Genomic DNA, 11479 nt, shown 5'->3' on the forward strand with positions numbered 1-11479 from the left:
TGTCAACTAAACTAGACACTCGTACTGTGGTATTCAGATGACAAAGCTCGACCCTATAGATTCGGAGACACGTGGCGGGAACCGCGCCATTGTCATTGGCGCGGGCCTTGGCGGGCTGGCTGCGGCGATGCGGCTGGGGGCCAAGGGATACAAGGTCACGGTGATCGACAAGCTCGACGTGCCCGGCGGGCGCGGGTCGGCCATTTGGCAGGACGGTCACCGCTTTGATCTGGGGCCGACAATCGTCACTGTTCCGCAGCTTTATCGCGATTTGTGGGCCGCGTGCGGGCGCGATTTCGATGCGGACGTGACGCTGAAATCGCTCGACCCTTTCTATGAAATCCGCTGGCCGGACGGTACAACCTTCACCGCGCAGCATGACACCGAAGCAATGCGCGCCGAGGTGGCCAAGATCGAACCGCGCGATGTGGCGGGTTTTGACAGGTTCCTTGAGGACAGCGCCAAGCGCTACTGGTTCGGGTTCGAAGACCTTGGACGTCGGTCAATGCACAAATTCTTGGACCTGGCCAAGGTGCTGCACATCTTTGGCATGTTGCGCGCGGACCGGTCGGTCTATGCCCATGCAGCCCGGCGGTTCCGCAATGAAAAACTGCGGATGGCGTTTTCCTTCCACCCATTGTTCATCGGGGGCGACCCGACCCATGTGACGTCGATGTATATCCTTGTCAGCTATCTCGAAAAAGAATTCGGGGTGCATTACGCCATGGGCGGTCTGGCTCATATGGCGCGCAAGATGGGTGACGTGATCGAGGCGCAGGGCGGCACGCTGCTGATGGACACCGAGGTTGATGAAATCGTCGTGCAAGGCGGCAAGGCGCAGGGCGTACGTCTTGCCACGGGGCTGGAATTGGGGGCCGATGTTGTCGTGTCAAACGCCGATGCAGGCCACACCTATGACCGGCTGATGCGCAAGGCGCTCAAGCGGCGTTGGACGCCCGCGCGGTTGCAACGCACCCGCTATTCGATGAGCCTGTTTGTCTGGTATTTCGGCACCAAGGGCACCGCAGGTCAGTGGCCCGATGTTGGTCATCATACGATCCTCAACGGGCCGCGCTACACGGGCCTGCTCAGGGATATTTTCATCCGTGGTCACCTGTCGGATGACATGAGCCTTTACGTCCACCGCCCCTCGGTCACCGACCCGAGCGTAGCGCCCGAGGGCGACGACACGTTCTATGTACTCAGCCCGGTGCCGCATCTGGGCCATGGCGGCGTCGATTGGAGCACAGAGGCCGAGGTCTACAAGGCCAAGATGCTCAAGGTGCTGGAGGATCAGCTTTTGCATGGATTAGGGTCGAAAATTACGACAGAACAGGTGTTCACGCCCGAGACGTTTCGCGACAGGTATCTGAGCCCGCATGGCTCTGGCTTTTCGATCGAACCGCGCATCCTACAATCGGCTTGGTTCCGTCCGCACAATGTCAGCGAAGAGGCCGAAGGCCTGTACCTTGTTGGCGCTGGCACCCATCCGGGCGCGGGCGTGCCAGGCGTTATCTCGACCGCCGAAGTGCTGGGCACGCTGGTGCCGGAGGCGGTGACATGATGAACCCGCGTGATCTTGAGGCCTGCACCGAGGCGATCCGCCATGGGTCGCTGTCCTTTCACGCGGCTTCCAAACTGCTGCCCAAGCGGGTGCGGGACCCGGCGCTGGCGCTATACGCCTTTTGTCGGCTCGCCGATGACGAAGTGGACCTCAAGGCGGAAAAGGTTGACGCGGTGCTGCGTCTGCGTGACCGGCTGGACCTTGTCTATGCTGGCACGCCGCAGAATGCCGCCCCCGACCGGGCCTTTGCCGCCGTGGTGGCGCAATTCGATATGCCGCGCGCCTTGCCTGATGCGCTGCTTGAAGGGCTGGCATGGGACGCTGAGGGGCGGACATATGCCAACATGAGCGAGGTGCGGGATTACTCTGCACGCGTGGCCTCTGCTGTGGGCGCAATGATGTGCGTGCTGATGGGCGTGCGCGATGCCGACGCGCTGGCGCGGGCCTGTGATCTTGGCGTGGCGATGCAACTGACCAATATTGCCCGCGACGTCGGAGAGGACGCGCTGGAACGCCGCCTGTACCTGCCGACCGATTGGCTGAACGAGGCGGGCATGACGCCCGACAGTTTCTTTGCCGACCCGCGCCCGACCAAGGCCGTGCGTGCCATGGTCCGGCGACTGGTGATGGAGGCGAACCGCCACTATTACCGGTCCGAGGCGGGGATTGCCGCGTTGCCTGTGGCCTGCCGTCCGGGCATCTACGCGGCCCGGTTCATCTATGCGGGCATTGCCGGGCGGCTCACCGGCATGGGATTCGACAGTATCTCGGCCCGTGCGCGCACTTCAAAGGCGCAAAAGCTGGGCTGGCTCGCGCAATCCATGGCGCTGAGCGCGGGCAGCACGGTCATGCCGCAGTCCGCAGTGCTCTATGCCCGGCCACTGGACGAGGTGCGGTTCCTTGTCGACGCGGCGGCCAAGGGCACTCGCACCAGCCGCAGTGACAGCCTGTTCGAGGCGCTGGCCGCGCTGGAGGTCAAACGCCAGTCGGACCGCGCCGCTATGCTAAGCGCCAAGGCGCGGGCGGGGTAGCGCGGTGTTCTGGCTTCTCCTCGGTCTCTTTTTTGCGGCCTGCGCAGGCGCGGGCCTGACCGGCGGACTGTTCCCGCCCGGCCCGTGGTATCGCGCCCTCGAAAAGCCGTCTTGGACGCCACCTGACTGGGTGTTTCCGGTGACATGGACAGTGCTTTACGTGTGCATGTCGGTCGCCGGGGCGCGGGCGGCAATGGCAGAGGACAACGGCGTGGCGATGGGCCTTTGGTCCGTGCAGATCGCGTTCAACGGTCTCTGGACGCCGGTGTTCTTTGGGCTGCGTAACATCCGCATGGGCATGGGTATCATTGGCGTGCTGTGGATTTCTGTGTTCTGCGGGATGATTGCGCTGGGACAGGTCGATACGCTGGCCGGGTGGCTTTTTGCGCCCTACCTGCTGTGGGTGACGATTGCCGCCGCGCTGAATTGGAAAGTCTGGCAGTTGAATCCCGAAGAGGCGCGAAATCCCTCGCCTCAGAACGGCTGAGCCTGCCCGGCAGCATGTCACTGGTGCCTTACGGCTGAACGCCTACTCAAAGCGCCATTTGCGCCGCCGGGGCACCCGCACCGCCAGCATGGGCTTGAGCAGCGGAGAGCGGAAGCGCACCAGATCCAACGCTTCGTGGACACCGGTGGTCCGTTCTCCATCAATCACGGTTTCGACGGCACTGCGGGTGTAAAACGGTGCGTCCAACATGGCGAGCCGTTGGCGCGCTGTTGTTCCCGCGTCCCCGCGCGTCTCGCGTTTCACCGCCCAGAGTGACCGGGGCAGGCGGGCTTTGGGTGGTATCGGCACGCTGCGCGCCGCGCCATCGGGGTCAAAGCGGAACCCGGCGGCCAGTTCGGACCCATCAAGCCGGGTTGCATCATAGAAACAGGTGGCCCCGTCCGCAGTCGGGAACCGGCCCCACGTCCAGTAGGAAAAATCCTCTTCCAGCGCGCGGGTGCCAAAATTTGCGTCGAAATACCCCTCGCCGTCCCATTGCCAGCCGGGGCGGTCAATTTCGACCTCGATCCGGGCGCGCGGGGCAAAGGGGCGCCAGATATGGCTGTCATCTGGGGTCAACGCCAGTTCCACGCCCGTCACAGCCGACGGGATGACCCGGATTTGCCCTCGGATGCGCGACACCAGCGGGGGCGAAGACACTTCGTCGATGTCGATCACAAGGTGATCGCCTTGCCAGCTCATCTTGGAGGGGCCAACCTCGAACCGGGAGGCGGTCTGGCGCAGCGCGTCTTGGCCTCGGTCGGTCATGGTAAAGCGGCCACCGGGGCCATAGGTTGCCACGTTGATGCAGACATGGTTCTGCGGGTTCTTGCGTCCCGACCAGCGATACCACGGCGAAAACACAGACCCGATGAACCCGATCACCGAAACGGCGCGGGTGCCACAGTCGCTTAGGCCGTCGACATACCACCACGCGTAGCCGTTGGGGCCGACGGCGACATTGAAGTTTGGTCGTTCAAGATCGCCTCGACCGCGTGCCGGGCGGAGAGGGTCGCCATCGGCACACCGGCACCCGGGTGCGTGCCGCCCCCGGCAAGGTACAGGTTCGATATCGATGTCCGGGCGCGCGGGCGCTTCAGCGCGGCGAACGTCCCGTGCGGGCTCTGCCCGTAGAGCGCGCCCAGACTGGCCGGGAACATCCTTGCGAACGCTTGGGGCGTTGTCACGGTTTGCACTGTCGGCGTCGGGCTGAAGGTCATCCCGAAATGCGCCATCTGCTGCGTGATCTGATGAAGCCATTGTGTCAGGTCCTCGGGGTCGGTGGTGTCGTCGGTGGCGGGTGCATTTGTGATGATCTCAAACCGTTCGACGGGCGGCGGATCGGTGCCTTGCCCACGGTCGAGCGCACAGATGTAATAGGACGGATGCGCCGGGATGCGGCCCGCCATCAGGTCCCGGAATTCCCCTTCGGCATCGCCTTGGAAAAACACGTTGTGATGCGCTAGGTCGGCGCGCCCCGGCGTGGCCGCAAAGCTGAGGACGCGGGCAGAAAAGCTGCGCGGCACTTGGGTGGTCACCTGCGCGATGTGGCGCAAGGCGGGGCCAAGCGCGCCGGTGGCCAGTGCGCGCGGGTCGCCCGCATGAACCAGCACGTCGCAGGGCAGGCGGGTCCCGTCCTCAAGACATAGGGCGGCGGCGCGTTCATCCTGTATCTCGACCCGCGCCACATGGGCATTGGTGCGAATGTTGACGTCATGGGTGCGTAAAACTGCCGACAACGCCCCGACCAGCCTGTGCATCCCGCCTTGGACGACCCAGACCCCGGCGGCCTCGGCCTGCCAGATCAGCGACAGCAGGCCCGGCGCATGGGTCGGGCTGCCACCCACATAGGTCGCGTAGCGGCCAAAAAGCTGGCGCAGTCGCGGATCGTCGAAAGCTGTGCGCAACATCCCCCTGAGCGTCGACAGGGGTGCCATGGCCGGGATCAGGCCGGGCTGCTTCAGCACGGTTGTCGTCAATGTGGCAAGGCGCGGGTCCGCCGCCTGCATCATCGGTTGGTCAAAGGCCGCGAACAGACGCTGCGTCCTGCGGCTGAACCGCTGGAACTGCGCGGCGCTGCGGTTTCCGGCAAAGCGGCGCACGGCCTCCACGTTCCGGCCTTCGTCACGACACAGGTCAAGCGTGCTGCCATCGGGCCAAAAGTGGCGTGCCAAAAGGTCTTGCTGAACAAGGTTTACGTGGTCATCCAGCCGTTGGCCCAGCGTTGCAAACAGATCGTCAAACACGTGGCGCATCGTCAGAACGGTGGGGCCTGCATCAATCGGGCCAGCCGCAGACGGAACGGTTCTGATCTTGCCCCCTGGCTGTGCGTGCCGTTCAAGCACCGTCACCTGATACCCCGCCGCGCGCAGACGCACCGCACAGGCAAGCCCGGCGATGCCGGCGCCGATGATCAGCGCGCGGGGCGCCTGAGGTGTCGGTGTGACCTGCATGTCCCGATTGTTGACTCACCAAGGCAATGTGTCCAGTATGATTTACACTTATGTGTCAGCAATGTGTGACATTTTGCAGGTTTGGAGGCCCCCATGGGATTGAGCACTCGGATTGAAACGGCGATCGCAAGCGCCGTCGCGCTCGGTCAGGGGCGCGGTGCGGATGGCCGTTTTTCGACCCCGCCAAAGCTGGGCGAAGCACTGCACTATGCCACTGCACCCGGTGGGGCGCGGATACGGCCCACCATATGCCTGTCGGTGGCGATGGCCTGTGGCGATGACCGTCCCGGTCTGTCGGACGCCGCCGCCGCCGCGCTGGAGGTCATTCACTGCGCTTCGCTTGTGCATGATGATCTGCCCTGTTTCGACGACGCAGATGTGCGGCGCGGCAAACCCAGTGTGCACCGCGCGTTTTCCGAACCGCTGGCGGTGCTGACGGGCGACAGCCTGATTGTCATGGCATTTGAAATTCTGGCGCGCCAGTCGCATCTGGCGCCCGACCGGGTCACGCAACTGATCCTGACGCTGGCGCAGCGCACGGGTATGCCCGGTGGCATTTGCGCGGGTCAGGGCTGGGAAAGCGAAGACCAAGTGGATCTGAGCGCCTATCATCAGGCCAAGACCGGCGCGCTGTTCATTGCCGCCACGCAGATGGGGGCCATTGCCGCCGGGCAAGAGGCGGAGCCGTGGTTCGAATTGGGCGCGCGCATCGGTGAGGCGTTTCAAGTGGCCGATGACTTGCGCGACGCGCTCTACGATGCCGAAACGCTGGGCAAGCCCGCCGGGCAGGACGATCTGCATGGGCGCCCCAACGCGGTCACGGAGTTTGGGGTGCAGGGGGCCATTCAGCGCCTCAAGGACATTCTGGGCGGTGCGATTTCGTCGATCCCGTCCTGCCCCGGTGAGGCGCAATTGGCCGAGATGGTGCGGATGTATGCCGAACGGCTGACACCTGTCGTCAGCCCGAGCCGTGTGCCGGGCGAATGACAACGGGCACCCATGATCTGCCGGGATGGCGCGGTGGCTGGCTGAACCGGCTGGTGGCGCGGCCCGGATTTCAGTCCTGGGCGGCCCGGTTCCCTCTGACCCGTGGACGTGCCCGCGCCGACGGCGCGGCCCTGTTCGAGATCGTGCAGGGATTCGTTCACAGTCAGGTGCTGATGGCGCTGGTCGAGCTTGATATCCCGCGCCGTCTGCGCGCAGGTCCGCAAGATGCCGAAACCTTGGGCAAGGCCTGTGCCGTTCCCGCTGCGCGAATGCAGGTGCTGTTGCAGGCAGGGGCCGCGCAGGGATTGCTGAAACGCAAGCGGAGCGGCTATGCCCTTGCCCGCCAAGGGGCGGCGCTGATGGGCGTGCCGGGGTTGGAGGCGATGATTCGTCACCACAAGGCGTTCTATGACGATCTGCGTGATCCGGTTGCACTGCTGCGGGGCCAGGAAGAGACCCAATTGTCCCGCTTCTGGCCCTATGTCTTTGGTGGTGAAATCGACCCGGCTGAAGCCGCGACATATTCCGACCTTATGGCGCAATCGCAGCGCCTCGTTGCCGAAGACACGCTGCGCGCAGTGTCGTTCAAAGATGTGGCGCACCTGATGGATATCGGCGGCGGCACAGGGGCCTTTCTCGAAGCTGCGGGGGCGACCGCACCGCAGATGGAGATGACGCTTTTTGATCTGCCGCAGGTGGTGCCGGAGGCGCAGGCGCGGTTCGACGCGGCGGGCATGGCCGACCGTGTGCAGATTGTGCCGGGGTCGTTTCGGGATCAGCCACTGCCAACGGGGGCGGACGCCATTTCGCTGGTGCGAGTGCTGTACGACCATGCTGATGACACCGTGCGTGATCTGTTGGGCAAAGTGTATGACGCCCTGCCTCCGGGCGGGCGGTTGATCGTGTCCGAGCCGATGGGCGGCGGCGCAAAGCCAGACCGCGCAGGCGACGTGTACTTTGCCTTCTACACCATGGCGATGCAGACGGGGCGGGCACGCTCCGCCGCTGAGATCAGCGCATTGCTGCGCGCGGCGGGTTTTGCACAGATCAAGAGCGGGGCACCGGCGCGGGCCTATGTCACGCGGGTCGTCACGGCTGCCCGTCCAGCCTGATTGACACTGACATGCCACGAAAGTGTCTATTATAATTGACACATCCGTTTGTCTAATTAGAATGACACTAAGCAAAACAGCCGCCCTGAGTCTTTTCGACACAAGACACATGGAATGCGGCATCTGACACGGAGACCAACTTGGACACCGCTGCCGTTCTGTTGAAAGGTCCCAAGGACCTCGACATCGATACCCTGGCGCTCAACGCGCCGGGACCGGCAGACCTTGTCGTAGACATTGCCCATTCCGGCATCTCCACCGGCACGGAAAAGCTGTTCTGGTCAGGCGAAATGCCACCTTTTCCCGGCATGGGCTATCCGCTGGTGCCCGGTTACGAGGCCGCAGGCGAGGTCGTCGAGGCGGGCAATCTGACGGGGTTCAAGCCCGGCGATCACGTCTTTGTCCCCGGTGCCAATTGCTATGAAGGTGCGTTTGGTCTGTTTGGTGGTGCGGCCCGGAGGGTTGTCACTGACAGCGAACGCGTGACGCGAATCGATGCGGGCTTTGGTCCCGAAGGGGCGCTGCTGGCGCTGGCCGCCACGGCACGCCACGCGATGGCGGGCATGAACAAGGCCGTGCCGGACCTGATCATCGGCCACGGGGTGCTGGGCCGCTTGCTGGCCCGGTTGACCATCGCATCCGGCGCGCCCGCGCCGACCGTTTGGGAGATCGACCCCGACCGCCGCAGCGGTGCGACGGGCTACGAGGTCATCGACCCCGAAATGGATCCCCGCCGCGATTACAATTCGATCTACGACGCGTCCGGTCAGGGCGCGCTGCTGAATGATCTGGTGGGCCGCATCGCCAAGGGTGGCGAGATCGTGTTGGCCGGGTTCTATACGGCGCCGCTCAGCTTTGCCTTTCCGCCCGCATTCATGAAGGAGGCGCGGTTCCGCGTGGCCGCTGAATGGACGCGCGATGACCTCGCCGCGACCCGCGCGCTGGTGGAATGCGGCGCGCTGCGCCTTGACGGATTGATCACACACACACGGCCTGCTGCGGATGCACGGGCCGCCTATGAACAGGCATTCACCGATGGGGCCTGCCTAAAAATGATTTTGGATTGGGAGCACTGAACGATGAAAGACGAGGTTCCTAATCTCAAGGATTTCGATCAACGCCTGCGCGACGAGGCAAACGAGGATTTGGCCGACGTGCTGCCCGCAGAGGCCACAAAGGACACCCAGATCATCGCGATCTATGGCAAAGGCGGGATCGGCAAGTCGTTCACGTTGGCCAATCTCAGCCACATGATGGCCGAACAGGGCAAGCGCGTGCTGCTGATCGGGTGCGACCCAAAATCGGACACCACATCGCTGCTCTTTGGTGGCAAGGCGTGCCCGACCATCATCGAAACCTCGACCCGCAAGAAACTCGCAGGCGAAGAGGTGCAGATCGGCGATGTGTGTTTCAAGCGCGGCGGCGTCTTTGCAATGGAACTGGGCGGGCCCGAAGTGGGTCGCGGCTGCGGTGGCCGGGGGATCATCCATGGCTTTGAACTCCTCGAAAAACTTGGCTTCCACGATTGGGATTTTGACTATGTCCTCCTGGATTTTCTCGGAGACGTTGTCTGTGGCGGCTTTGGCCTGCCCATCGCGCGGGACATGGCTCAGAAAGTGATCCTTGTGGGGTCGAACGATTTGCAGTCGCTCTATGTGGCCAACAACGTCTGTTCGGCGGTGGAATATTTCCGCAAGCTGGGTGGCAACGTTGGTGTCGCGGGACTTGTCATCAACAAGGATGACGGGTCGGGCGAGGCGCAGGCCTTTGCCAAGGCCGTTGATATTCCGGTTCTGGCGTCGATCCCGCAGGACGATGACCTGCGCAAGAAATCCGCCAACTACCAGATTGTCGGCACCGCCGAGAGCCAGTGGGGTGCACTGTTTGCCGAACTGGGTGTGAACGTGGCCGCAGCCCCGCCGGTGCGCCCGGCACCCTTGTCTCAGGATGGGTTGCTGGAGCTGTTCGATGGGTCCGAAACCGGTGCCGGAGTGGTGCTGGAGCCTGCAACCGACACGGATATGCGCGGCAAGAACGCAGCGCCCAAGGAATCGCTTGAGGTGATCTATGACGACGCATGACGCCCTTCAGCGCAGCGATGTTGCTGTTGCGGAAACATATCGGTTGCTGAACGACAGCAAGACCATGATCGGCGTTGCCCGGTTGCAGTTGCGGGAATCCATCGCGCGTTCTGCCCAGTTCATAGATGACCACAGAACGTTCACCCGGGTGCTTGATGACGTCCGCAGGCAGATCGCGGAATGAGCGCAAAGGTCACATATGACGCCGCCGACGCGGTGGAGGTGACCAAGGGCCACCCGCGCGAGGCAGAGATGCCCGTGGGCACTGCCCCTGTGGACGGTCTTGGGTGCCACTCTGGTTCGGACATGGAAAAGGCCGCCCGAATGGCCGGCAATTCCGAGATGCTGGACAAATTCGCCGCCGATTACCCACAAGGTCCACATGACAAGCCGCAGTCGATGTGTCCGGCCTTCGGGTCATTGCGTGTCGGATTGCGGATGCGCCGGGTGGCGACCGTGCTGTCCGGGTCGGCTTGCTGTGTCTATGGCCTGACCTTTGTGAGCCACTTTTACGGGGCGCGCCGGTCGGTTGGCTATGTGCCGTTCAATTCTGAAACACTGGTGACTGGCAAGCTGTTTGAGGACATCCGCGAAAGCGTGCATGACCTCGCCGATCCCGAGAAATTCGACGCTATCGTGGTGACGAACCTCTGCGTTCCCACCGCCTCTGGTGTGCCGTTGCGGCTGTTGCCCAACGAAATCAACGGTGTCCGGATCGTCGGGATCGACGTGCCGGGATTTGGTATTCCCACTCATGCCGAGGCCAAGGACGTTCTGGCCGGGGCGATGCTGAACTATGCCCGCGCCGAAGCAGAGGCGGGGCCGGTGGCCGCTCCCGTGGGTGGGAAGTCTGACCGCCCGACCGTGGCGCTGCTGGGCGAGATGTTCCCGGCGGACCCGATGATGATCGGGCAGATGCTGGCACCTTTGGGGTTGGCGGCGGGACCTGTCGTGCCGTGCCGCGAGTGGCGCGAGCTTTATGCCGCCCTGGATTCGTCCGTCGTGGCAGCGGTGCATCCGTTCTACACGGCAGCGGTGCGCGAATTTCAGGCGGCCGGTCGTCCCGTGGTCGGGTCCGCGCCTGTGGGCCGTGACGGCACTGCCGCGTGGCTCAAGGCCATCGGCGCGGCAAATGGCTGTTCTGCGGAACAGATCGCGGCGGCGCAGAACGCCGTGCTGCCTGCAATCGCCGGCGCGTTGGCGGCCACGCCGATCAAGGGCACGATCACGCTGTCTGGTTACGAAGGCTCCGAGTTGCTGGTCGCGCGCCTGCTGATCGAAAGCGGGGCCGAGGTGCCATATGTGGGCACGGCCTGCCCGCGCACCCCGTGGAATGCGGACGATCAGGCATGGCTGGAAGCTAAGGGCGTGAAGGTGACATTCCGCGCGTCTCTCGAAGATGATTGTGCCGCGATGGAAGCGGTCAAGCCGGACCTTGCTATCGGGACCACCCCGGTGGTGCAGAGGGCCAAGGAACTGGGCGTGCCCGGTCTCTACTTTACCAACCTGATTTCAGCGCGGCCCCTGATGGGCGTCGCCGGTGCCGGGTCGCTGGCACAGGTCATCAACGCGGCGATCGCCAACAAGGGACGCATGGATCACATGCGCGACTTCTTTGAAGGCGTCGGCGAAGGCGACACTGCCGGTGTCTGGGAAGGTGAGCCGAACCTGCGGCCCGATTTCCGGGCGCAGAACTTGAAGAAACTGGAACGCCAGCAGAAGGCCGCGAAGGCGGCGGAGATGATCTGATGGTTTGGCGCGATG

Annotated in this window: 11 protein-coding genes; 9 read left to right on the forward strand and 2 right to left on the reverse strand. The window is 63.7% G+C overall.

The features are described from left to right. The first annotated feature begins 37 nt into the window (after positions 1-37). From Q1A85_RS03345 to Q1A85_RS03355, 3 genes are read left to right on the forward strand one after another with little or no spacing between them, the layout of a single operon-like run. On the forward strand, positions 38-1564 hold the full coding sequence (locus Q1A85_RS03345) for a phytoene desaturase (protein ID WP_299685057.1): 1527 nt from the start codon (positions 38-40) through the stop codon (positions 1562-1564). After that, the gene (gene crtB / locus Q1A85_RS03350; RefSeq protein ID WP_299685059.1) at positions 1561-2595 is read left to right on the forward strand and encodes a 15-cis-phytoene synthase; all 1035 of its coding nucleotides are present in this window, start codon (positions 1561-1563) and stop codon (positions 2593-2595) included. Before Q1A85_RS03345 ends, crtB begins: the two co-directional genes overlap by 4 nt. Before the next feature lie 4 nt (positions 2596-2599). Continuing rightward, positions 2600-3082 carry a TspO/MBR family protein gene (locus tag Q1A85_RS03355; RefSeq protein ID WP_299685061.1) on the forward strand — a complete coding sequence of 161 codons (483 nt, stop codon included), beginning with the start codon at positions 2600-2602 and terminating at the stop codon, positions 3080-3082. 42 nt (positions 3083-3124) lie between these two features. On the opposite strand, the gene crtC is transcribed toward Q1A85_RS03355, so the two are convergent. Together crtC and crtD are read right to left on the reverse strand one after the other, a co-directional pair. Then, a complete protein-coding gene (crtC, locus tag Q1A85_RS03360) occupies positions 3125-3967 on the reverse strand; it encodes a carotenoid 1,2-hydratase (protein WP_299685063.1) in 843 nt (280 codons plus the stop codon). 26 nt (positions 3968-3993) lie between these two features. Beyond that, positions 3994-5535, reverse strand: coding sequence for a 1-hydroxycarotenoid 3,4-desaturase CrtD (gene crtD, locus Q1A85_RS03365; protein ID WP_299685065.1), 1542 nt, complete (start codon positions 5533-5535; stop codon positions 3994-3996). A 93-nt stretch (positions 5536-5628) separates the two neighbouring features. Between crtD and Q1A85_RS03370 the strand changes: the two genes are divergently transcribed. The 6 genes from Q1A85_RS03370 (at position 5629) to bchY (ending at position 11464) form a co-directional block, all read left to right on the forward strand. Continuing rightward, positions 5629-6522 carry a polyprenyl synthetase family protein gene (locus Q1A85_RS03370; RefSeq protein ID WP_299685067.1) on the forward strand — a complete coding sequence of 298 codons (894 nt, stop codon included), beginning with the start codon at positions 5629-5631 and terminating at the stop codon, positions 6520-6522. Continuing rightward, the gene (locus tag Q1A85_RS03375; RefSeq protein ID WP_299685069.1) at positions 6519-7634 is read left to right on the forward strand and encodes a methyltransferase; all 1116 of its coding nucleotides are present in this window, start codon (positions 6519-6521) and stop codon (positions 7632-7634) included. Before Q1A85_RS03370 ends, Q1A85_RS03375 begins: the two co-directional genes overlap by 4 nt. Positions 7635-7774: 140 nt before the next feature. Further along, positions 7775-8710 (forward strand): chlorophyll synthesis pathway protein BchC, encoded by a 936-nt coding sequence (gene bchC, locus Q1A85_RS03380; RefSeq protein ID WP_299685071.1) that lies wholly within the window; start codon positions 7775-7777, stop codon positions 8708-8710. A 3-nt stretch (positions 8711-8713) separates the two neighbouring features. After that, positions 8714-9715, forward strand: coding sequence for a chlorophyllide a reductase iron protein subunit X (locus Q1A85_RS03385; RefSeq protein WP_299685073.1), 1002 nt, complete (start codon positions 8714-8716; stop codon positions 9713-9715). After that, a complete protein-coding gene (locus Q1A85_RS03390; RefSeq protein WP_299685075.1) occupies positions 9702-9899 on the forward strand; it encodes a hypothetical protein in 198 nt (65 codons plus the stop codon). The genes Q1A85_RS03385 and Q1A85_RS03390 overlap by 14 nt, the downstream gene beginning before the upstream one ends. Continuing rightward, complete coding sequence (gene bchY, locus Q1A85_RS03395) at positions 9896-11464, forward strand: chlorophyllide a reductase subunit Y (RefSeq protein WP_299685077.1); 1569 nt, start codon at positions 9896-9898, stop codon at positions 11462-11464. The genes Q1A85_RS03390 and bchY overlap by 4 nt, the downstream gene beginning before the upstream one ends. Positions 11465-11479: the final 15 nt, after the last annotated feature.

The organism is uncultured Tateyamaria sp. (assembly GCF_947503385.1).
Taxonomy (GTDB): domain Bacteria; phylum Pseudomonadota; class Alphaproteobacteria; order Rhodobacterales; family Rhodobacteraceae; genus Tateyamaria.